18 protein-coding genes are annotated in these 22,909 nt (G+C 63.8%); 14 read left to right on the top strand and 4 right to left on the bottom strand.

Annotation, left to right across the window (positions count from 1 at the left end; genetic code table 11):
• Positions 1-74: 74 nt before the first annotated feature.
• Positions 75-1,241, top strand: a complete 1,167-nt coding sequence (locus ACFSNN_RS10960) for an AAA family ATPase (RefSeq protein ID WP_134456116.1) — start codon at positions 75-77, stop codon at positions 1,239-1,241.
• 231 nt (positions 1,242-1,472) lie between these two features.
• Positions 1,473-2,540 (top strand): glycosyltransferase family 4 protein, encoded by a 1,068-nt coding sequence (locus ACFSNN_RS10955; protein WP_012432956.1) that lies wholly within the window; start codon positions 1,473-1,475, stop codon positions 2,538-2,540.
• A 301-nt stretch (positions 2,541-2,841) separates the two neighbouring features.
• Here ACFSNN_RS10955 and ACFSNN_RS10950 read toward each other — a convergent pair whose 3' ends face one another.
• From ACFSNN_RS10950 to ACFSNN_RS10940, 3 genes are all read right to left on the bottom strand, one after another.
• The gene (locus ACFSNN_RS10950; RefSeq protein ID WP_134456115.1) at positions 2,842-3,429 is read right to left on the bottom strand and encodes a BPSL1445 family SYLF domain-containing lipoprotein; all 588 of its coding nucleotides are present in this window, start codon (positions 3,427-3,429) and stop codon (positions 2,842-2,844) included.
• 426 nt (positions 3,430-3,855) lie between these two features.
• Positions 3,856-4,305: a hypothetical protein gene (locus ACFSNN_RS10945; RefSeq protein WP_134456114.1), complete on the bottom strand. Its 450-nt coding sequence runs from the start codon at positions 4,303-4,305 to the stop codon at positions 3,856-3,858.
• A 244-nt stretch (positions 4,306-4,549) separates the two neighbouring features.
• Positions 4,550-4,849: a PsiF family protein gene (locus ACFSNN_RS10940; protein WP_012432959.1), complete on the bottom strand. Its 300-nt coding sequence runs from the start codon at positions 4,847-4,849 to the stop codon at positions 4,550-4,552.
• 446 nt (positions 4,850-5,295) lie between these two features.
• Between ACFSNN_RS10940 and ACFSNN_RS10935 the strand changes: the two genes are divergently transcribed.
• Together ACFSNN_RS10935 and ACFSNN_RS10930 are read left to right on the top strand one after the other, a co-directional pair.
• Positions 5,296-5,592, top strand: coding sequence for a YciI-like protein (locus ACFSNN_RS10935; protein WP_012432960.1), 297 nt, complete (start codon positions 5,296-5,298; stop codon positions 5,590-5,592).
• Positions 5,593-6,184: 592 nt separating this feature from the next.
• On the top strand, positions 6,185-7,351 hold the full coding sequence (locus tag ACFSNN_RS10930) for a transposase (protein WP_134456113.1): 1,167 nt from the start codon (positions 6,185-6,187) through the stop codon (positions 7,349-7,351).
• A 141-nt stretch (positions 7,352-7,492) separates the two neighbouring features.
• Here ACFSNN_RS10930 and ACFSNN_RS10925 read toward each other — a convergent pair whose 3' ends face one another.
• Entirely contained in the window at positions 7,493-9,046 is a 1,554-nt protein-coding gene (locus ACFSNN_RS10925; protein WP_134456112.1) for a mannose-1-phosphate guanylyltransferase/mannose-6-phosphate isomerase, read from the bottom strand.
• A 634-nt stretch (positions 9,047-9,680) separates the two neighbouring features.
• Between ACFSNN_RS10925 and ACFSNN_RS10920 the strand changes: the two genes are divergently transcribed.
• From ACFSNN_RS10920 to ACFSNN_RS10875, 10 genes are all read left to right on the top strand, one after another.
• Positions 9,681-11,078 carry an undecaprenyl-phosphate glucose phosphotransferase gene (locus ACFSNN_RS10920; RefSeq protein WP_134456111.1) on the top strand — a complete coding sequence of 466 codons (1,398 nt, stop codon included), beginning with the start codon at positions 9,681-9,683 and terminating at the stop codon, positions 11,076-11,078.
• A gap of 79 nt (positions 11,079-11,157) precedes the next feature.
• Positions 11,158-12,600, top strand: a complete 1,443-nt coding sequence (locus tag ACFSNN_RS10915) for a UDP-glucose dehydrogenase family protein (RefSeq protein WP_134456110.1) — start codon at positions 11,158-11,160, stop codon at positions 12,598-12,600.
• A 43-nt stretch (positions 12,601-12,643) separates the two neighbouring features.
• Positions 12,644-13,099, top strand: a complete 456-nt coding sequence (locus ACFSNN_RS10910) for an arsenate reductase/protein-tyrosine-phosphatase family protein (protein WP_134456109.1) — start codon at positions 12,644-12,646, stop codon at positions 13,097-13,099.
• Positions 13,093-14,322, top strand: coding sequence for a polysaccharide biosynthesis/export family protein (locus tag ACFSNN_RS10905; protein ID WP_134456108.1), 1,230 nt, complete (start codon positions 13,093-13,095; stop codon positions 14,320-14,322). Before ACFSNN_RS10910 ends, ACFSNN_RS10905 begins: the two co-directional genes overlap by 7 nt.
• A 134-nt stretch (positions 14,323-14,456) precedes the next feature.
• The gene (locus tag ACFSNN_RS10900) at positions 14,457-16,655 is read left to right on the top strand and encodes a polysaccharide biosynthesis tyrosine autokinase (protein WP_134458858.1); all 2,199 of its coding nucleotides are present in this window, start codon (positions 14,457-14,459) and stop codon (positions 16,653-16,655) included.
• A gap of 61 nt (positions 16,656-16,716) precedes the next feature.
• Entirely contained in the window at positions 16,717-17,649 is a 933-nt protein-coding gene (locus tag ACFSNN_RS10895; protein WP_134456107.1) for a glycosyltransferase family 2 protein, read from the top strand.
• 106 nt (positions 17,650-17,755) lie between these two features.
• Complete coding sequence (locus ACFSNN_RS10890) at positions 17,756-18,934, top strand: glycosyltransferase (protein WP_134456106.1); 1,179 nt, start codon at positions 17,756-17,758, stop codon at positions 18,932-18,934.
• Positions 18,935-18,937: 3 nt separating this feature from the next.
• The gene (locus ACFSNN_RS10885; RefSeq protein ID WP_134456105.1) at positions 18,938-20,419 is read left to right on the top strand and encodes a glucose-6-phosphate isomerase; all 1,482 of its coding nucleotides are present in this window, start codon (positions 18,938-18,940) and stop codon (positions 20,417-20,419) included.
• On the top strand, positions 20,416-21,645 hold the full coding sequence (locus ACFSNN_RS10880; RefSeq protein ID WP_134456104.1) for a glycosyltransferase family 4 protein: 1,230 nt from the start codon (positions 20,416-20,418) through the stop codon (positions 21,643-21,645). Before ACFSNN_RS10885 ends, ACFSNN_RS10880 begins: the two co-directional genes overlap by 4 nt.
• A 79-nt stretch (positions 21,646-21,724) precedes the next feature.
• The gene (locus ACFSNN_RS10875; protein WP_134456103.1) at positions 21,725-22,891 is read left to right on the top strand and encodes a glycosyltransferase family 4 protein; all 1,167 of its coding nucleotides are present in this window, start codon (positions 21,725-21,727) and stop codon (positions 22,889-22,891) included.
• The last annotated feature ends 18 nt before the right edge of the window (positions 22,892-22,909 follow it).

The raw sequence follows: 22,909 nt of genomic DNA, 5'->3' as shown, positions 1-22,909 counted from the left end.
GGCGTGAGCGTGTGTCGAGACGCGGCAGAGTTGCGGAACCCGCGCGCGTGCGCCCTTGAATGTCGGGCCAACGCATGCTGACCACTTTGGCCATTGCGGGCTATCGCTCGGTGCGCGAGTTGATCGTGCCGCTCGGCAAGCTGAACGTGATCACAGGTCCAAACGGCAGCGGCAAGTCGAGCGTGTATCGCTCGCTGCGGCTCCTGGGCGAAACGGCGCGCGGTGGGTTGATCACCTCGCTCGCGCGCGAGGGCGGATTGCCGTCGACGCTATGGGCCGGCCCTGAGCGCTTTTCGCGGGCCGTGCTGGCGGGTGAGCTCGCGGTGGAACCGCTGCGCCGCAAGGAGCCGGTCAGCCTGCGGCTCGGGTTTTCCGGCGCTCAATTCGGCTACGCGATCGATCTCGGTTTGCCGCTTGTGAATCACGCCACGCGCTTTCCGCTCGATCCGACCATCAAGCGTGAATGCATCTGGAGCGGCCCCGTGCTGCGGCCGTCGGCCTTGCTGGTCGATCGCCACGGCCCGGCGCTGCGCACGCGCGACGAGCGCGGCGACTGGCAAACCGTTCCGCAACCCGTCGCCAGCTTCGACAGCATGATGACGGAGTTCTCCGACCCGCGCACTGCGCCCGAGATGATCACGGTGCGCGAGCAGATCCGCTCCTGGCGCTTCTACGACCATTTCCGCACCGACGCCGACGCGCCCGCGCGTCTGCCGCAGATCGGCACGCACACGCCCGTGCTCGCGAACGACGGCGCGGATCTCGCCGCGGCCTTGCAAACCATTCGCGAGATCGGCGATCCGGCCGCGCTCGATGCGGCCATCGACGACGCCTTTCCAGGTTCGAGCCTCGACGTCGCGACCCAGGACGGCCGCTTCGAAGTCACGATGCAGCAGCACGGCCTGCTGCGTCCGCTGAAAGGCGCGGAGTTGTCGGACGGCACCTTACGCTATCTGCTGCTGGTCGCCGCCTTGCTGACGCCGCGTCCGCCTGGCTTGCTGGTGCTGAATGAGCCGGAGACGAGTCTGCATCCGGATCTGCTGCCGGCGCTCGCGCGCCTGATCGCGCAAGCTGCGGCGCATTCGCAGGTGCTGGTGGTGTCGCACGCGGCGCGTCTGATCGCGGCGCTCGAGCGCGAAGAGGCGAGTCAGTCGATCGTGCTGGAAAAACAGTTCGGCGCGACGCGCATGACCGATGCCGACGATCGCGATATGCCGCCATGGAAATGGCCTTCGCGTTGAGCACAAGCAGCCGTTCCCGCGCCGAGCTGTATGTAAGCTGAATGTAACAGCGCCGAGGAAATGCAAGACGAAACGCTTTTTGTCGTCCTGTAGTGAATAATGCTCCGATGCCGGTGGTGCACGCGGCCGGCTTGGGCCGTTGCATTGATCGGAGGTATCGGCGCTGTCATACTCGGCGCCGCTGACGCGCACCGCCTCGCGGCGCAAGCCGTCAGCTCACGGAGACAAAATATGAAGATTGCGCAGATCGCCCCATTGACCGAATCGGTGCCGCCAAAGCTGTACGGCGGCACGGAGCGCGTCGTGTCGTACATCACCGAAGCGCTGGTCGATCTCGGCCACGACGTGACGCTGTTCGCGAGCGGCGACTCCGTTACGAGCGCCAAGCTCGAAGCCGTCTGGCCGCGCGCGCTGCGTCTCGATCCGGGCATTCGCGACCGCGTGGCGCCCCATATGCTGCTGATGGAACTGGTGCGCCGCCAGGCCGAGAATTTCGACGTTCTGCATTTCCACCTCGACTACTACTCGTTCTCGGTGTTCAAGCGCCAGGACACGCCGTTCGTCACGACCATGCACGGCCGCCTCGATTTGCCCGAGCAGCAGCCGGTGTTCGACACGTTCAACACCGCGCCGGTGATTTCGATTTCGAATTCGCAGCGGCATCCGCTGCCGCAGGCCAAGTGGCTGACCACCGTCTATCACGGCTTGCCGGAGCAGCTCTACACGCCGCAGCCGGTCGAGCAGAAGTACCTCGCGTTTCTCGGCCGGATTTCGCCGGAGAAACGTGTCGATACCGCGATCCGGATTGCGGGCCGCTGCGGCATGCAGATTCGCATCGCCGCTAAAGTGGATGCCGCCGATCGCGAGTACTTCGAGCGCGATATCCGGCCATTGCTCGATTTGCCTCATGTGGAGTTCATCGGCGAGATCGCGGATCACCAGAAGGCCGAATTCCTGTCCGGCGCGCACGCGCTGCTGTTTCCAATCGACTGGCCGGAGCCGTTCGGCCTCGTGATGATCGAAGCGATGGCATGCGGCACGCCGGTGATCGCATTCAACCGCGGCTCGGTGCCGGAAGTGCTGGAAGACGGCGTGACGGGCTTTATCGTCGAAGACGAAATCGGCGCGGTGGCGGCGGTCAATCGCCTGCACAAGATGCCGCGCGCGGGCGTGCGGCAACGTTTCGAAGAGCGCTTCACTTCGCATCGCATGGCGCAGCAATATGTGGATGCGTATCAGATGGTGATTCGCGCGCAAAAGCGTTCGCGCTTCAAGGTGATCGATACGTCGGGAAGCTGAGCCGAAGCGATTCGACTCGAACGGCAGGGTAAAAAAGAGCGGCGATGCGCGATGCGCATTGCCGCTTTTTGCTGGCGTACCACTCGATACGATTGAGGCTACTGCAACGGGCGCCGGGCGGTGGTGCTGGACCGCGCCCGCGATTGCGGCCAACAAAAGCTCACCGGCGCGGCGCATGCCGCGTTGCTGACGTTGCAAAGGCAGACTGCGCAGGATTGCGTCTGATCCGGCCACCGCTGCTTACGGAACCCGGCGGATCAGACGCACACCTCGCAGACCGGCCATCGGCAGCGCGCCTAGGCTAGATCTTCAGGCGCGAAACCTTGGTGCCCTGCAGCGATACGTCGGCCATCAACCCGGCGTTGGTGAGCACGATCACTTCGACCGGAGCGGTGGCCGTGGTGGTGTCGATCACGCCGTTGGCGCCCATCTTGATCAGCGCGACGGACGCGTCGCCGCCCGCCGACCAGCCGTCGGTATTGCGGAATTTGTCCAGTGCGTCCTGCGTCATGAACAGGAAGATGATCGCCTTCGACTGCGCACCCGCCTGCAGGCCGAACGAACCGGAAATCGTGCTGTAGTAACCGACCGTGCCGCCGCCTACGCGCAGCGAACCTTCGCCATACTGTCCGCCGACGACAAAGCCCACCTGCAGCACCGATGGGAACACGAGGACGCCGCGCGCCTTCGAGACCAGCTCACGCGAACCCTTCACGGTCGTGTAGAGCCGCGACATGGTGCCTTCGACGCTAGCGTCGATCGATTGGCGTTTGGCTGAGTCGGTGGCGGGGGTATCGGGGTTGCTCTTATTGGTCGTGCAACCGGCGAGTGCAAGGCCTCCGAAAGCGAGCGCAGCGGTAGTCTTCAGCATGAAGTTTCGTCTTTGCATCGTTTTTCTCCGTCATGGTTCCGGGGCGCAACCTCATCTGATTAGCCAGGTTGCCTTTGAGTTATATCACACGCAAGCGCAAAAGGCGCACTTCCTCGTCAGGCGAAAAGCCTTGTGCAGCGGGGGTTTCGGGCAAATCGTAAGGCACCGTGCCGTAATTTTGACCGGCATCAGACTACGCCTCGAAGCCGCGCAAAGCGCGCGTTTGAATGGCTTCGGGCGAGTCGCGCCGGGTTTCGCCCAAGCGAATGGGAACAGGACGGCGAGCGTTTCGAGCATTCATTTTTACCGATTTTGCGCTGCTCGAACCGGCCTTGAAATCGATTTGAAAGTGTTGCCGTGACGCCGCAGATTGGGCCGGAATTCGGCACGTTAATCGGCCCTTCGATCAGCTCAAGATTCAGCCGTTTCGATCCGGCAGCGCGCTCAACCGTGGTTCGCCGGGCTCTTGACCGCCGGCGGGCGCCGCAGCGCGCGGCGCACCATGCCGATCAGCACACCGAGCAGAAACAGCGCCACGGCCGGCACGATCCAGTAGCCGACGAACGCGTGCCACAGATAAGCCATCAGAGTGGAGCGGCGCACGCTGTATTCATTGCGGGCGTCCTGCTGACGCGGCGCGTTGGCGGCCAGCACATCGGCCGGACAGCCCGCGGCTTGCGCTTCGTCGGGCTTGCCATGGCAGCGCGCGGGAGCACCGGCGGCGCGCTGCGCGTCGGTAAAATTCCAGCTGGTCAGCGCACGGTCGAGGTCGACGGCGTTGTACGCCATTTCCTCCCGGATCTCGCTCACCGCCACGATCGCCACGGGCACCGCCCAGAAAATGATGACGACCAGCCACCGCCTCAACCAGCGGTTTTTATGCTTCGATACCATCCTTGCCTCCGATGGATGCTCTGCAGCACCAACGACAAGATGGCGGCCCGTCTAATGTTGTATGGGGGTGGGCCGTCTCCGCAGCCATCATAGAAGAAAAATGGCGGGTTCGGGCGGATGGGCTGCGCAGGAAGGGGTGCGCACGCGCAGAGTGAGCGCGGAACAACAGCACCGCAGTGTTCGAGTTGAACGCGCGCAGGCGCCGCGCTTGTCGCGCGGCGCCGATTTGTTGTGTTTATTGTGTTTAATTAGCCGGTGCGGACGAGAGGCAGCTCTTCATGAACGCCTTGCGGTCATCACCCTTTTTGCCGGTGGCTTGCGTGTTGCATGCCTTCATCTTGTCCTGCTGGCTCATCGGCGCAGCGGCGGCCGGCTTCGCGGACAGGCAGGTCTTCATGAACGCTTTGCGCTCGTCGCCCTTCTTGTCGCCGGCCTGCTTGTTACAGTCGGCCATTTTGGTTTGCTGGCTGTTCTGTGCGAACACCGGCGAAGAAACGAGGACAGCACCCAGAACCAGCGTAGCGATAGCGGATTGGATTTTCATGTGACACTCCATCGGTGGTGAAAACGTTTTTGGTCGTTCATGCGCGCGGGCGTCAACGGTATCCAGGACCCTCGGCATGACCATTATGGCAAATGCTGTCTGCCAGAACGGCTAAAAACGCAATCCGGTTGACAGGCGCCGACGCTGGTTTTCCCTTACGCGACGGGGACTGAGGGCGGATTGGAGTATGAAACGCGAATGGCGCGACTATGGATTTATGTTATGCATTCCAGATTAAATTCACGAGGCGAATTCAAAGGAATTAGCGCTCAACAATTCCATGAGATCGGTTAAAGATTCAAGCATGCTTTTCGCATTGCTGCACATGCAATTGAATTGTAATTCGGCATGAAATTCCGCTACCCAACATATGGGTAATATTGACCAGAAGGCACGCCGCCGGTTGCACGGCTAGCCCGTTCTCCCACCGGCCGAGGAGGCTCGTTATGCACTATCTGTTGATGTACGACCTGGTGTCCGACTATCTCGAACGGCGCGCAGCGTATCGCGATGCGCATCTGAAGCTGGCGTGGGCGGCCACCGAGCGCGGTGAGTTGTTGCTGGCGGGCGCGCTGGCCGAGCCCACGGACACCGCCGTATTGCTCTTTCAAGGCGACTCTGCTGCTGCCGCCGAAGCCTTTGCCAAGGCCGATCCATATGTACTCGCCGGTCTCGTGACACGCTGGCGCGTGCGTGAATGGACGACGGTGGTGGGCGAGGGCGCGGCGAAACCCGTGCGCTGAACGCTGGTCTATGGGTTAGATCGGGAAGGGAGCGAGTGACGAAATCCGTCGTTCGGTCGGCGGTCCTGCGCCGCTCACACCGCGCAATTTCCCACGCGTTGATGCACTGCACATCAATTGATCAGCGCTGCTTCTGATTCTTTAACCGGTCGGCTAAAGCCTAGCCAAATTGCATTGAAATCCCCTGTTGAACGGACAACGGATTCATAAACATTATTCGTCGTGATGCCTGCATGTTGTGCGATGCAATAGCGCCATTTTTCTACCAGAAACGACGCGACTTTTATGACGGCATTGCGAGCAATGACGCAGCAAAAAGGACAAGATTGTTTCCATCCGTAACACTTGTCTCATTCATATTCACGCAAACCCTGGGGATGGTATGCTTCGTGCACAAATTCTCCCATGCACGAGTGAGACCACGTTTTGTGCTTCGCAATAGGGACGAACCGCACTAAGTCGGGGCGGTATTGACCAGACAACAAAACGTACAAAACATATTTGTGCAACCGAGGCCTGCACACGGGTCGTGAAAGTTGAATCCGTGGCAGTCCAAAGCCGCGGCCTGGCCAGGCTGCGTGGAGAAAACCCAATGTTTTTCGATGAGCTAAGCAATGACGAATGGGCGCTGCTGGCAGCGCTTGTTTCAGATGAGCCGGCCGTCCGTCTAAACCGACGCGGCCGGCCCCGCGCCGAACCGCGCATCGTGGCGAATGCCGTCCTGTGGATCCTGACAACCGGTGAACCCTGGTCGAAGCTGCCAGGGCGTTATCCCTCGGGTCCGACTTGCCGGCGCCGTTTCGAAGAGTGGCAATTGAACGGCACGCTGCTCGAGATGGTTCGGCTGTTATCGCAAACCGGGCGCACCTTTGCGTACGTCCCTCAACCGGCGCCGCCCGTCGCGGCCAAACCCGCAGCACCGGTAGCGGAAACTCCCAGCGTGCGCGACGAGCATCTGCGTGGCGTGTCCTGGAGAAGCCCCGAGTCATGGCAAGCGCCAGGCGGCGTGTCGAGCAGCCTGGGCAGCTGGCGCTCGGCTGATCCGATTGCCGACATCACGCGTCAGTTGTCCGGCGTCACGCATGCGCCGCCGGTGTCACGTGCGCCTGCCGTGCCCGCCGCACCAGTCGCACCCGCCGCAGCGCCCGCACGGCATGTCGTGCGGGCCGGCCTGCCGCGTCCGGACGAAGCGCGCGCGGTCGGTGCCGCCATGCATGGTTTGGACTCCGCCATCGCGTCGGCGCGCGGAACATCCGCGCCCGACGATCGGCGCAGCCCGCTGTCGATGAGCCTCGCGCCGCGCGGCACGGAAATCGCCGACCGGCGCGGCTATGTGATCTACGTCGCGGCCGAGCAGGTGCCGAGCGCCATGTATCGGGCGTGGGCGGAAATCATGAAAGATGGCAAACGCGTCGAGCGTTCCGGTCTCGTCGGCCCGCGCTTTGCGCAAGCCGAAGCGGCGGAGCAATACGCGCTCGACTGGGCGCGGCAATGGATCGAGCGCGAGTGCCTCACGTTGGCGGCGGCAGAGCAGGCCGCGGCGGCTCAGCCAGTCGCAGCACGCCCGTTGCCCGCCTTGCGCCATGTGCCCGAGCCGGTCGCGGCCAATCATGGCGCGCCGTTGCATGGACCGCTCAACGCGTTCCGTGGTCCGTTGCGCCGTTATCCCGGCGAACCGGCCTCTGCCGCCGCAGCGACCGAGAGCAGTGCATCAGATCGTTATCCGTCGTACACAGAACTCATCTCCCACGCGGGATGAGCGCGGCGGCTAGCACGGCAGTTCCCCGCGGCCGGTAGGAGCAACCGCCGCAGGTTCCCGCTTCATTCGTTGTGGCATTCGCTGCGATTCACTGGTGCTATCTGAAGGACGCCGTTCACCGACGCCCCTCGTCCACGCGCGTTACTGGCGTCCGTAGGTGTCGTCGAAGCGCACGATGTCGTCTTCGCCGAGATATGAGCCGGACTGGACCTCGATCATTTCGAGCGGCATCTTGCCCGGGTTCTCGAGGCGGTGGGTGACGCCCAGCGGAATGTAGGCCGATTCGTTTTCGGAGACGATAAAGCGCTCTTCACCACGCGTGACGAGCGCCGTGCCGCGCACGACGATCCAATGTTCGGCGCGGTGATGATGCATCTGCAACGAGAGCCGCGCACCCGGTTTCACCACGATCCGTTTGACCTGGAAGCGCTCGCCGGTGTCGACGGAATCGTAGTTGCCCCACGGGCGATGCACCTTGCGATGGTTGGCCGCTTCCAGCCCGCCGTCGTTGCGAATGCGGCCCACGATCTTCTTGACGTCCTGCACGCGCGACTTGTCGGCGACCAGAATGGCGTCGGCCGTTTCCACCACCACGAGATCCTGCGTACCCACGCAGGCAATCAGTCGTCCTTCGGAATGCGCGAAGGTCGAGGCCGCGCCTTCGAACATCACGCGTCCGCGCCCCACGTTCTGATCGGCGTCCTTGTCCGAGATATCCCAGATCGCGTCCCACGAACCCACGTCGGACCAGCCTGCCTGCAACGGCACGACTACGCCCGAGGCCGCGCTTTGATCGTTGCCGAGCTGTTCCATCACCGCATAGTCGATCGAATTCGACGGCGAGGCGCTGAACGCGTCGCGTTGCAGACGGAAGAAGTCGCCGTCCGCCTTGCCGCCCGCGAAGGCCGCGTCGCAGGCTTCGTAAATGGCAGGCTGGAAATGGCGGATTGCCTTCAGCCAGGTCGACGCGCGCATGATGAAAATGCCGCTATTCCACCAGTACTCCTTCGAGTCGATGTAACGCTGCGCGAGTTCCAGATGCGGCTTCTCGACGAAGCGATCGAGCTTGTGCGCACCGACCTTGCTGGTCACTTCCGCGTCGGCCTCCTGCGTGTGATTAGTCGTGCCAAGCGCCGCGCCGATGCGAATGTAGCCGTAGCCCGTTTCCGCGCGCGTCGGCACAATGCCCATCGTCACGATATGGCCGGCCGCCGCGTGCTGCACGCCGGCGGCCACGGCCGCGTGAAATCCGTCGATGTCGGTGACCGCGTGATCGGCGGGCATCACGACCATGATGCCGTCTTCGTCCTGCGCGGCGACCGAGAGGGCGGCCACCGTGAGTGCCGGCGCCGTGTCGCGGCCGGCGGGTTCGAGAATCAGCCGGGTCGGCTTGCCGCTCGTGCGCAATTGCTCGGCGGTAGTGAAGCGCTGTTCTTCATTGGCCACCACGACGAGTTGCTCGGTCAGCGGATAGCCGGCCTCGAGTCCTTCGAGACGGCGCGTGGTGGATTGCAGCAGCGAATCGTCGCCGAGCAGGCCGATCAACTGTTTCGGATGCTGTTCGCGCGACATCGGCCACAACCGCGTGCCGGAACCGCCCGCCAGAATCACGGGATGAACCTTGAGCTTGACGTTCAGGGACTTGACTTGCGTGGACCGGGTGTCGGCGGGCGTTGCCGTAACCGGAGCTGTCATGATGGACTCCTCGAGGCTGGGTGAATGCGTCGAGTTTTATCACGAACTCAGGAATCAATAAAAGCGCGTTAAATAGAAACTATATAAAACGCCTAATCGACTTCTCGATTTCGTGAAGAAAAAATGTCCGGATAATTTTTTAAAAAGAAAAATTACCGGAAAAAAATCACGGACCATTTTTTTACTGCTCGCCATGCGCCAGAATGACGGTGCAGGGCGATGTGCAAGCTTCACAGGAAAACGCTCTGAAGCTGCAGGATCAGCCTACATCAAGGCTTAGAAGGCGCCTGTAAAACGCTGAATCCGGTAATAATTGCCGAACAAAATTGAGAAAAAAAGCCGAAACATTGACCGATACAATTTGAGATATTTACGGTCTTGCAGCGGGAATTTTAATATCGCTTTATCTATACCTGAACAAGGGTATTCACTCATTCCGACACAGATTTCCCAATCGGCTGTTCAGGCAGTTTTTTTCGAGTGGGAAACAGAAGGGCAATTAGCACCGGTTCAAACAGTTACGCGTCGCGCACGGAATTGCATGACGCGGTTACCGGCGTTGTGCGTCCCATCGCCGGACTGCATTTCAACCAACCAACGGATGGCACTTGACTGACGAACTAAGGGGCAGCGCATGCTGAGCGTTCTATCGAGAATCATCGACATCGCCATGGTCGCGCTCGGCGCCGCCATCGCGGCGGCCGTGCACAGCGGGAAAGTCGTGTGGCTGGACGATATGCAAAGCGTCTCGCTCGCGTTCGACTGCCTGCTGGTGGTGGTGTTTTTTCCGGCGCTCGGGATCTATCAGTCGTGGCGCGGCAAGCCGCTCTACGACCTGCTGTGCCGCGTGGCGGGCGGCTGGCTGCTGGTGGAAATCACCGGCGTGCTGATCAGCTTCAGCCTGCACCGCTCGGACAGCCTGTCGCGGCTGTGGCTCGTCTATTGGGCCGTGGCCACGATCGTGCTGCTGATCGTCACCAAGGTGATCGTCTATTCGATTCTGCGCGGACTGCGTCGCGAAGGCTTCAACCAGCGCGCGGTGGCGATTGTCGGCGGCGCGCCGTATGGGCGCTTCCTGATCCAGCAGATGCGCAGCCGTCCGGACGCGGGTTTCTCGCCGGTCGTGGTGTTCGATGAAGACAGCACGATCAATCACTATGAAGATCCGGACGCGGGCGAGGCGATCGAAGGCGTGCCGGTCGAGCGCGACTATCAGCGCATGCTGCAACTCGTGCGCCAGCGCGCGATCCGCGAATTGTGGCTGGCGCTGCCGATCTCGAAGGAGAAAGCGATCCATCGCTTCGTGATGGATCTGCGCAACGACTTCGTGAACATCCGCTTCATTCCGGACGTGCGCAGCCTGACGCTGTTCAATCAGCCGATGGTCGATCTGCTCGGCGTGCCGGCGATCAACCTGGCCGCCTCGCCGATCACCGATCTGCGCGTGCTTCCCAAGCGTGTGTTCGACCGTTTGTTCGCGCTCGCCGCGTTGACCGCGCTCGCGCCGGTGATGCTGGTGATCGCCGCCGCGGTGAAGATCAACTCGCCGGGCCCCGTGTTCTTCCGGCAAAAGCGCAAGGGCATCGACGGCCATCAGTTCGAGATCTACAAGTTCCGCTCGATGAAGATGCACAAGGAAGAGCACGGCAAGATCACCCAGGCCACCCGGCGCGATCCGCGCATCACGGCGGTCGGCGCGTTCCTGCGGCGTACCAGTCTCGACGAGTTGCCGCAGTTCATCAACGTGCTGCGCGGCGAGATGTCGGTGGTCGGTCCACGTCCGCATGCGCTCGAACACGACGACATCTACAAGGATCTGGTGAAGGGCTACATGCACCGCTACCGGATCAAGCCGGGCATCACCGGGTGGGCGCAGATCAACGGCTATCGCGGCGAAACCGACCGCATCGAGAAGATGATGGGCCGCGTGAAGCTCGATCTGTACTACATGCAGCACTGGACCTTCTGGCTCGACATCAAGATCGTCGTGCTGACGCTGTGGAAAGGCTTCGTGGGCAGCAACGCCTATTGACGGCCCGGCGTTTTCTTGCGGGCTTCGGTCACGCGTCATGTGACTATTTTTCTGGATTCCATTTTCCGAGGTGTAATACATGAACCTGACGATCATCGGTAGTGGCTACGTAGGCCTCGTGACGGGCGCTTGTCTGGCCGACATCGGCCACGATGTGTTCTGTCTCGACGTCGATCAGCGCAAGATCGACGTGCTCAACAACGGCGGCGTGCCGATCCATGAACCGGGTCTGCAGGAAATCATCGCGCGCAATCGCAAGGCCGGCCGCCTGAAGTTCTCGACCGACGTCGAAGCCGCCGTCGCGCACGGCGATATCCAGTTCATCGCGGTCGGCACGCCGTCCGACGAAGACGGCTCCGCCGACCTGCAATACGTGCTCGCCGCCGCGCGCAATATCGGCCGGCATATGACGGGCTTCAAGGTGATCGTCGACAAATCGACGGTGCCGGTCGGCACGGCCTCGCGCGTGCGCGAAGTGATCGCCGCCGAACTCGCCGAACGCAACGCGGCGCATATGTTCTCGGTGGTGTCGAATCCCGAGTTCCTGAAAGAAGGCGCGGCGGTGGAAGACTGCACGCGCCCCGATCGGATCGTGCTCGGTTGCGATGAGGACGTGCCCGGCGAAAAAGCGCGCGAACTGATGAAGCGCCTCTACGCGCCGTTCAACCGCAATCGCGAACGCACGCTGTACATGGACGTGCGCTCGGCCGAATTCACCAAGTACGCGGCCAACGCCATGCTCGCCACGCGCATTTCGTACATGAACGAACTCGCGAATCTGGCCGACCGCGTCGGCGCGGATATCGAGGCCGTGCGCCGCGGCATCGGCTCCGATCCGCGTATCGGCTACGACTTCCTGTATGCCGGATGCGGCTACGGCGGCTCGTGTTTTCCGAAAGACGTGCAGGCGCTGATCCGCACAGCGGCTGATTTCAAGGCGAATCTGCGCATTCTCGAAGCGGTCGAAGCCGTCAACGACACGCAAAAGAAAGTGCTCGCGCACAAGATCGTTTCGCGTCTGGGCGAAGACCTGTCGGACCGCACCTTCGGCGTGTGGGGCCTCGCGTTCAAGCCGAACACCGACGACATGCGCGAAGCGCCGAGCCGTCCGCTGATCGCCGAACTGCTGCGCCGCGGCGCGCGCGTGAAAGCGTACGACCCGGTCGCGATCGACGAATCGAAGCGCGTGTTCGCGCTGGATCTGAAAGACGTACCTCAGCAACACGCGCGCCTCGAGTTCGTGAAGGAAGAGATGGACGCCGCTGTTGGCGCCGACGCGCTGGTGATCCTCACCGAGTGGAAGGTGTTCAAGAGCCCGGACTTCGACTCGCTCAAACGCATCCTGAAGACGCCGCTGATTTTCGACGGCCGCAACCTGTACGAACCGGACGCGCTGCTCGAACTCGGTATCGAGTATCACGCGATCGGCCGGCAGCACGCGCTGCGCAACGCGCCGGCCAGGGTCGGCACGAGCGGCTTGCCGCAAGCGCAAACGGCGGACGCGGCCGAAGCCGGCCGCTGATCCGCCGCTAACGTACCGGTCAGCCTTCATCACGGAGCCCGCCATGTTCGCCAACGTTCTGATCGTCTGCCATGCAAACGTCTGCCGTTCGCCTGCTGCCGAAATGCTGTTCAAAGCCCGGCAACGCGCGGCGCCGCGTTCGCGGGCGGCGCCGATCGCGTTTCATTCGGCGGGCTTGCGGGCGATGAACGGCCACGCCATGGACCCGGTCATGCAACGCCTGCTCGCCGAGCAGGGCGTGGCCTCCGGCATCCACTACTCGCGGCGGCTCGACCGGCAACTTGTGCGCAATGCCGATCTGGTGCTGGTCACCGAGCGCGCGCAGGTGAGCGACGTCGAAGCGCTCGATCCGGCCTCACGCGGCAAGGTCTATCCGCTCGGCAAGTGGGAAGCGGATTCCGACGTCGCCGATCCGCACGGCGGTGCGGAAACCGCTTATAGGGAGAGTCTCGTGCTCATCGAACATCTGGTCATGGGATGGCTGAAGAAAATATGCTGATGAAAAAACTTGCTGCACACTCATTCGCGAACCGCAAGCCGGCGCATCTCCGCTCGAAGCTTGCCGCCACGCTTTTGCTGACGTCCTTTCTGTCGGCCTGCGCCACCGCACCTGGCAATTACCTCGATACGTCGCGTCTGAAAGACGACGGCCGGCACGACAGCCAGGCCGCCGAAACCTATCCGGTCCATGTGATCGATGCCGCTGTCGTGACCGCGCAGGCGCAAGCCGCCGCCGCGAAGACGCAGGTGCTGCCGCCCTCGAACCTGAGCGACCCGTCGCAGTACGTGTACCGCCTCGCGCCGCAGGACATTCTCGGCATCACCGTGTGGGATCACCCTGAATTGACCACGCCGCAGGGCAGCACGCTGTCGGCGGGCGGCAACACCACGCAGTCGATCGGCGGCGCCTTGCAGCAGCCGTACACGGCCGCGCTGCCGGGCCAGGCCGATCCGTACGGCCAGACCATCGCGGCCGACGGCACGATCTTTTTCCCGTTCGTCGGCCGCATCAAGGCCGCCGGCAAGACCGTCGGCGAGGTGCGCGACCAGTTGAGCACCGGCCTCGTGCGGTTCATTCGCAATCCGCAGGTCGACGTGCGCGTGCTGTCGTATCGCGGCCAGAAAGTGCAGGTCACCGGCGAAGTGAAGACACCGGGCCCGCTCGCGATGAGCGACGTGCCGCTCACGCTGGTCGATGCGATCACGCGCTCGGGCGGCACGAATGCCGACGCCGACATTCAGCGCGTGCGTCTCACGCGCAACAACAAGCTCTATGTGCTCGACGCCGACCGCATGCTCGATCGCGGCGATACCACGCAGAACGTGATGCTGCAAAACGGCGACGTGATCAACGTGCCGGACCGCACCGACAGCCGCGTGTTCGTGATGGGCGAAGTGAAGACGCCGATCCAGCTGCCGATCATCAAAGGCCGCATGACGATCGCCGATGCGCTCACGCAAGGCGGCGGCATTCTCGACACCGACGCCAATCCGCGCCAGATCTTCGTGATGCGCGGCATGAAGGATCACCCGACCACGCCGGACGTGTATCGCCTCGACATGACGCAGCCGGACGCCATCATGCTGTCCTCGCAGTTCCAGTTGCAGCCGCTGGATGTCGTGTATGTGGGCACCGCCGCGTCGACCACCTTCAACCGTGTGTTGCAGCAGGTGTTGCCGAGCGTGCAGACGTTGTTCTACCTGAAACAGCTGACGCGTTGATCGTCGTAACCGCAGTCTGAGCCGTCGTCAGGCCCCGCGCCGCGCCGTCCGTAATGGACGTGGCGCGGGACCGAAGCAAATACCGCTGTAACCGATACGGGAAGCGAATCGTGAGCAACCAAATCTCTCCACACATGGCCGGTCCGATCAAGACCGAAGAAGAGGACGTCGTCCTCGGACAACTGGTGCAGGTGATCCTCGACGACATCTGGTGGCTCATCGCCATCGCCGCGGTGATCGTCGGGATCGCCGGCGCCTATTGTTTTCTCGCCAAGCCGATCTATTCGGCCGACGCGCATGTGCGGGTCGAGCAATCGGACAACACGTCGCAGGCGCTCACGCAGACGCAGACCGGCGCGGCGATCACCACCGGCTCGACCTCGCTGCCGACCGACGCCGAGATCGAAATCATCAAGAGCCGCGGCGTGGTCGGCCCGGTCGTGCAGCAACTGAAGCTGAACTTCAGCGTCACGCCGAAAACCTTCCCTCTGCTCGGCAGCATCGCCGCGCGCATGGCGACGCCGGGGCAGCCGGCGCGTCCGTGGCTCGGTTTGTCGTCGTATGCATGGGGCGGTGAAGAGGCCGACGTCGATTCGATCGACGTGATCCCCGCGCTGGAAGGTCAGAAGCTGACCATGAAAGTGATCGACGCCCAGCAGTACAACCTGTACGCCGCGAACGGCTCGCTGCTGCTGCACGGCCAGGTCGGCCAGCAGGAGCAGGGCGGCGGCGTGACCATCATGGTCAACAAACTGGTGGCGCGCCCGGGCGAGGAATTCACGGTGATGCGCGCCAACGACCTCGACGCGATCTCCGCGTTCCAGTCGGCGATCACGGTGCAGGAGCAGGGCAAGCAGACCGGCGTGATCCAGATCTCGCTGGAAGACAAGAGCCCCGAACACGCCGCGCTGGTCGCCAACGCGCTCGCGCAATCGTATGTGCGCCAGCACGTGCTGAACAAGCAGGCCGACGCCAGCAAGATGCTCGACTTCCTCAAGAGCGAGGAGCCGCGCCTGAAGTCCGATCTCGAACGCGCCGAGGCCGCGCTGACCGCGTATCAGCGCCAGTCCGGCTCGATCAACGCGAGCGATGAGGCCAAGGTGTACCTCGAAGGCAGCGTGCAGTACGAGCAGCAGATTGCCGGCCTGCGTCTGCAGATGGCGCAGCTCACCGAGCGTTACGGCGACGATCATCCGATGCTGGTAGCCGCGCGCGAGCAGATGGCCGAGTTGCAGGCGCAGCGCGCCAAATACGCGGACCGCTTCCGCGATCTGCCGGCCACCGAAGTGAAGGCCGTGCAGCTGCAACGCGACGCGAAGGTGGCGGAAGACATCTACGTGCTGTTGCTCAACCGCGTGCAGGAACTGTCCGTGCAGAAGGCCGGCACCGGCGGCAACGTGCATATCGTCGACGCCGCGCTGCGCCCGGGCGTGCCGGTCAAGCCGAAGAAGGCGCTGATCCTGTCGGCGGCGGTGATTCTCGGGCTGATCGCGGGCACCGGCTTTGTGTTCCTGCGCCGCAATATGTTCAAGGGCATCGACGACCCCGACCACATCGAGCGCGCGTTCCATCTGCCGGTGTTCGGCCTTGTGCCGCTCTCCGCCGAACAGGGCGTGCTCGAAGCCGGCTTCCAGCGCGGCGGCGAACGTCTGCGCTCGGTGCTCGCGAACGCGCGGCCGAAGGACGTCACGGTCGAAAGCCTGCGCAGCCTGCGCACCTCCATGCAGTTCACGCTGATGGACGCGAAGAACCGCATTGTCATGCTGACGGGTCCGATGGCGGGCGTCGGCAAAAGCTTCCTGACGGTCAACCTCGCGGTGCTGCTTGCGAACTCCGGCAAGCGCGTGCTGATGATCGACGGCGACATGCGCCGCGGCGTGCTCGAACGCTATCTGGGCGGTGCGCCGGATAACGGCCTGTCCGAATTGCTGAGCGGCCAGATCTCGCTCGAAGAAGCGATCCGCAGCTCGCAGGTCGACGGCCTGAGCTTCATCTCGTGCGGCCGCCGTCCGCCGAATCCGTCGGAACTGCTGATGTCGCCGCGTCTGCCGCAGTACCTCGAAGGCCTCGCCAAGCGCTACGACGTGATCATGATCGACACGCCGCCGGTGCTGGCCGTGACCGATGCGTCGATCATCGGCGCGTATGCCGGCTCGACCTTCTTCGTGATGCGCTCGGGCGTGCACAGCGAGGGCGAGATCAACGACGCATTGAAGCGTCTGCGCGCGGCCGGCGTGCACGTGCAGGGCGGCATTTTCAACGGCATGCCGGCGCGCTCGCGCGGCGGCTACGACCGTGGCTACGCGGCGGTTCAGGAATACCTGAGCACCTGAGGCGGCGGGTTGGCCTATGCATGGCGAACCTCGCGCAACGACGACAACAAAGGACATCACGATGAAAGTGACGGTACTGGTTCCGACTTACCGCCGCCCGGCCGATCTGGCGCGCTGCCTCGCGGCGCTGCAACGGCAGTCGCGGCGGCCTGACGAAGTGGTGGTGGTGGCGCGTGCCGACGACGCAGCGACCCACGCGTGCCTGCGCGATCCGTCTGTAGCGGGCGCGTTGCCGCTCGCGCTGGCGATCGTCGAGGTGCCCGGCCAGGTCGCGGCGCTCAATCGCGGTCTGGACGCCGCGCGCGGCGACGTGATCGCGATCACCGACGACGACGCCGCGCCGCACGTCGACTGGGTCGAACGCATCGCGGCCGCCTTCGAGGGCGACACGCGCCTCGGCGCGCTCGGCGGACGCGACTGGGTGCACGAAAAAGGCCGCGTGCTGGACGGCGAGCGTCCGCTGGTGGGCAAGGTCACGGCGCACGGCAAGGTCATCGGCAATCATCACCTGGGTGTGGGCGGCGCGCGCGAAGTCGACATTCTGAAGGGCGCCAACATGAGCTACCGCCGCGAGGCGGTGCGCACCATCCGCTTCGACGCGCGCTTGCGCGGCGCCGGCGCTCAGGTCCACAACGACATGGCGTTCAGCCTCGCCGTGAAGAATGCCGGCTGGAAGCTGATGTACGACCCGCGCGTGGCGGTCGATCATTTCCCCGCCGAACGTTTCGACGACGACCGCCGCGACGCGCAAACCATGGCCGCCTTGCGCAACGCCGCCTTCAATTTCCATCTGATCCTGCGCGACCAGTTGCCGCCGCTGCATCGCGAAACCGCGTGGTGGTGGTGGACGCTGGTCGGCACGCGGGTCTATCCGGGCCTCACGCACGCGGCGCTCGCGCTGCTCTCGAAGCAGGCTGGCCTGAAGCTCACGCGCTGGCGCGCCGTGCGCAGCGGTGCACACGAGGCGCGTCGCGCGCTCTCACGCGCCGCGTGATCGCCGGCTCGGTCGCATCCTCCACGTCTCGCACGTTCGCGCATCGGCGCACGGCCCGCGTCCGGGCCGCCGATGCCCCTTTCCACCGGCAGAGCGGAGTGCCTGCATGAGTACGAAAGTTCACGTTCATCTGTTTTACGGCGCCGACCCGCGCTTTTATCGGCCGGGCGACAACATTGGTTGTCTGTACGGCTATCACCACGCGGAATCCGACGCGTTCAGGCTCACGTATTCGCAGGATGCACGCGAGAGCAAGCCGGTGCGTTTGCTGCGCCGCGCGTTGAAGGCGGCGCTCGGGTTCGACTTCATCCATACGTGGCGCAACCGCGCCGAGATGCTGCGCTCGGACGTGATCTGGACGCATACGGAACAGGAATGGCTGTCCGCGGCCCTCATGCTGCTCTTGAGCGGCCGCAAGGCCGGCGCTGACGCATCCCCCTTGCTGCTCGCGCAAAGCGTGTGGCTGCTCGATAAATGGCCTTCCTACGGCATTCTGCGCAGCTGGCTGTACCGCAAGCTCATGACGCGCGCCGATCAGCTCACCACGCTCGCCAGCGAGAACGCCGAACTGTGCCAGCGCTACTTCGCTCGCGACGCCAAGCCGCTGCTGTATGGCCTGAACACACACGACTTCCCCGTCAAGACGCCGGCCGAATGGACGCCGCACACGCCGATCCGCATCGCCGCGATCGGCAACGACCGCGACCGCGACTGGGAGACGCTCATCAAAGCGTTCGGCAACGACACGCGCTACACCGTGAAGCTTGCGACCCGGCGCCGTATTCCCGCATCGCTGCGCGCGCCGAACGTCGAGATCGCGCTGTTCTCCGGCATCAAAAAGCAGCACGAATTGTACGACTGGGCCGACGTGATCGTCGTGCCTCTGCGGCCGAATTCACACGCCTCGGGCATTACCGTGATGCTCGAAGCGGCGGCAGTCGGCAAGCCGATGGTGGTCACGAACGTCGGCGCCTTGCAGGATTATTTTCCGGCCGGCGAGGCGTTCTATATTCCGCCGTTCAATCCGCAGGCGCTGCGCGAAGCGGTCGATGAACTCGCCGCCGCGCCGCTCGATGCGCTGCGCCAGGCGCAGGCGGCCGCGGCCGGCCTGCTGTCGCGCGATCTGACCACTCAGCACTACGCCATGCAGCACGTGCGGATCACCCAGGAGATGCTGCGCGCGCGGGCTGCGGCGCGCACGCGCTCAGCGGCCGGCATGGCGACGGCGGCGGGCGTGTCCGAGTCCGAGCGGCGGCCGGCACGCCAGTCGCGCGGAGGTCTCTGAACGATGTCGACGCTGACGCGAAGCGCCGCTAGCGCGAACGGCACCGCACGGGCACCGTCCAGCAGCCGCAAGGAATGGCTGCCGGAGGCTTTGCTGTGGTTCGTCACGACGCTGCTGATCGGCGCGCATCAGGGCACCGTGCTCACGCTCGCGTTTCCGGTGCTCGCGATCCTGACGGGCCTGTGGCTGTACTTCAAGAGTCCGGCGCGCTACATCGGGTTCATGTGGTGGCTGTGGTTCCTGAGCCCGGAAGTGCGGCGTCTGGCCGACTGGTCCAAGGGCTCGTTCACGCCGACCAGCCTGATCCAGGTCGCGCCGCTCGCGGTGACGATGATCAGCGGCCTGTCGCTGCTGCGTTACTACAAGCTGCTGGGGCAACGGCGCGGCCTGCCGGTGCTGCTGGTCCTGCTCGGGCTCGTCTATGCGTTCCTGGTGGGCGTGATGTCGAGCGGGCCGCTCGCGGCCACCTACGACCTCGCGAACTGGCTGTATCCGATCCTGATCGGCTTTCACATCATGGCGCACACGCGCCAGTATCCGAAGTACCGCGACACCATCGTCAATACGTTTATCTGGGGCATGCTGGTGATGGGCGGCTACGGCCTCGTGCAGTTCTTCATCATGCCGCAGTGGGACGCGCTGTGGATGCTCGGCTCGCAGATGAACTCGCAGGGCGACCCGGTGCCGATGGGCGTGCGCGTGTTCAGCACGATGAACTCGTCGGGACCGTTCGCGTTCGCGATGATGGGCGCGATGGTGTTCGTCATGGCGGCCACGCACCGGGTGCGCTGGATCGCCGCGGCGCTCGGCTTCTTCGCGTTCGCGCTGAGCCTCGTGCGCTCGACGTGGGGCGGCTGGGTCATCGCGCTGCTGATCCAGCTCGTCAAATCAAATAACAAGGTGCGGGTGCGCATTGTCGCGAGCGCCGTGCTGTTGGCGGGACTATGCGTGCCGCTGCTGGCGGTCGGCCCGGTGGCCGAGCGGATGCAGGCGCGCCTGACCACCATCGTCAACCTGAACGACGACCAGAGCTACGCCGCGCGTAACGAGTTCTACGCGACCTTCGCCAAAACGGCCTTTACCGATGTCTCCGGCGAAGGCATGGGCGCCACCGGCACCTCCACCAAACTCTCGAACGACGGCGGCCAGCTCGGTCAGTACGGCAACTTCGACAGCGGCGTGATGAACATTCCGTTCGTGCTCGGCTGGCCCGGCACGCTGCTCTACATGTCCGGAATCATCTGGCTGGTGACGCGCGCGGTGCTCGCGTCGTTCAAGCTGCGCAACGATAAATTCGTGTCCGCCTGCATGAGCCTGAGCCTCGCCACGTTTGCGATGCTGGTGTTCACCAACTCGCTGGTCGGCACGGGCGGACTGCTGCTTTTCATGAGTGTTTTTTCGATTCTTTCCGCGGTGCATTACGAAAAGATCAACCGCGCACGTCTGTCAAATCACACGCTATTTTTTCACGGAGGCACTGATTGAGAGTCGCCATTGTCACGCACGTCGTGCGCCATAACGACGGCCAGGGGCGCGTCAACCACGAGATCGCACGCGCGGCGCTCGACGAGAACATCGGCGTCACGCTGATCGCCTCGCACGTCGCGCCGGATCTGCTCGCGCATCCGAACGTCCGCTGGGCGCCGATCAAAATCGGCCGCTGGTGGCCGACCAATCTGCTGCGTCAGCAGGTGTTCGCGTTCAAGAGCGCGCTGTGGCTGCGCGCGCATCGCCGCGAATACGACGTGCTGCACGTCAACGGCTTCATCACGTGGATGCCCGCCGACGTCAACACCTCGCACTTCGTGCATAGCGGCTGGTTCGGCAGCAAGTACTACCCGTTCGGACTGACCAAGGGCATGTGGTCCGCGTATCAATCCGTCTATACGCGCTGCAATGCGCTGCTCGAACGCTGGGCCTACCGGCGCTCGAAGGTGATCACGGCGGTGTCGCAAAAGGTCGCCGACGAAATCCGCGCGATCGGCCTCACGCCCGATAACCGTGTCGACGTGATCTACAACGGCGTCGATACGCAAGGCTTCGCCGCGGCCACCGGCGACCGCGAGAAGTTCGGTTTGCCGAAGGATGCGTTTTTGCTGCTGTTCGTCGGCGATCTGCGCACGCCGCGCAAGAACCTCGGCACCGTGCTCGCCGCGCTCAAACATCTGCCAGAGCACGTGCAGATCGCGGTGGCGGGCTTTCTGCCGGGCAGTCCATATCCGGAAGAGGCGAAGGCACTCGGCATTGCGCATCGCGTGCATTTTCTCGGTCTCGTGAAAGAGATGCCGGTGCTGATGCATTCGGTCGACGCCTTCGTGTTTCCGTCGCGCTATGAAGCGATGAGCCTGTCGCTGCTCGAAGCGATGGCGGCGGGCTTGCCGGTGGTCACGGCGCGCACCGCGGGCGGCGCCGAAATCATCACGCCGGAATGCGGCATCGTGCTCGACGATCCGGACGATCCCAAGGCGCTGGCCCGCGCGGTCGCAAGGCTCGCCGACAACCACGTGGCGCGCCGCGCGATGGGCGTCGCCGCCAATGAGCTCGCGACCGGCTTTGGCTGGGCGCGCATGGCCGCGCAATACATCGCGCTCTATCGCCAGCTTGCAGGACAGCAGAAGGATCGCCGACGCAGCGAGGCGGAAGCGGCAGCGGTCGCCAAGACCGACGCGCTGACGCTGAACACGCTGGCCGGCCAGAAGAGCGCGGAATGACGTTGCGGGTTTCACTCGCTCGCCTGACGCATTCATCGCTCGACTATCACAACTCTCAAAACGCACAGGGGTCACAACCATGACGACGAGCTCTATCAAATCGCTGCAGATCGGGATGCACTGGTTCCCCGAGCGCGCGGGCGGCCTCGACCGCATGTACTACTCGCTGGTCGGCGCGTTGCCGGGCGCGGGCGTCGCGGTGCGCGGCGTGGTGGCCGGCTCGCCCAAAGTGGCGGCCGACACCGGCGGCGCCATCAACGGCTTCGGCTCGGCCGCGCAATCGCTGCCGCTGCGGCTCATGGCCGCGCGCCGCGCGCTGCGTCAGGAAATCAGCACGTCGCGTCCCGACGTGATTTCCTCGCACTTCGCGCTCTATACCTTTCCGGGCCTCGACGTGACGCGCGGCATTCCGCAGGTTTCACACTTTCAGGGGCCGTGGGCTGACGAAAGTCATGTGGAAGGCGCCGATTCGCTCGGCCAGCGCGCCAAGCGCTATCTTGAGCAATCGGTCTATGCGCGCTCGTCGCGGCTGATCGTGTTGTCGGAAGCGTTCGGCAAGATTCTGACCTCGCGCTATCGCATCGCGCCGGACCGCGTGCGCGTGGTGCCGGGTTGCGTCGATGTCGAGCAGTTCAATCTGCCGATCACGCCCGCCGAGGCGCGTCTGAAGCTGCAATTGCCGCAGGACCGGCCGATCGTGCTGGCGGTGCGGCGCCTGGTGCGCCGCATGGGTCTCGAAGATCTGATCGACGCGGTGAAGCTGGTCAAGCGCACGGCGCCGGATGTACTGCTGCTGATCGCGGGCAAGGGACGGCTCGAAGGCGAGTTGCAGGCGCGCATCACCGAGGCGGGTTTGGAGGACAACGTGAAGCTGCTGGGTTTCGTGCCCGATCAGCATCTGGCCGCGCTGTATCGCGCGGCGAATATCAGTGTCGTGCCGACGGTGGCGCTCGAGGGCTTCGGCCTGATCACGGTCGAATCGCTGGCTTCCGGTACGCCGGTGCTCGTGACGCCGGTGGGTGGTTTGCCGGAAGCGGTGGCGGGTTTGTCGCCGAATCTGGTGCTGCCGGAGACGGGCGCGAAGGCCATCGCGGATGGACTTGCGGGTGCGCTCAACGGGACGCTGAAATTGCCGGATGCCGAGGCATGCCGCCGTTATGCGCGTGAGAACTTTGATAACTCGGTGATCGCGAAGCGGGTGGCGTCGGTGTATGGGGAGGCGATTGCGGCGGGCGGGGTGCATTGACCCCAGCGGGTGGCGGAC

Origin of the sequence: Paraburkholderia dipogonis (assembly GCF_042680985.1) — a bacterium.
GTDB lineage: Bacteria > Pseudomonadota > Gammaproteobacteria > Burkholderiales > Burkholderiaceae > Paraburkholderia > Paraburkholderia phytofirmans.
The sequence above is the reverse complement of the archived record's forward strand: the minus strand, read 5'-3'. Positions and strand labels throughout refer to the sequence as shown.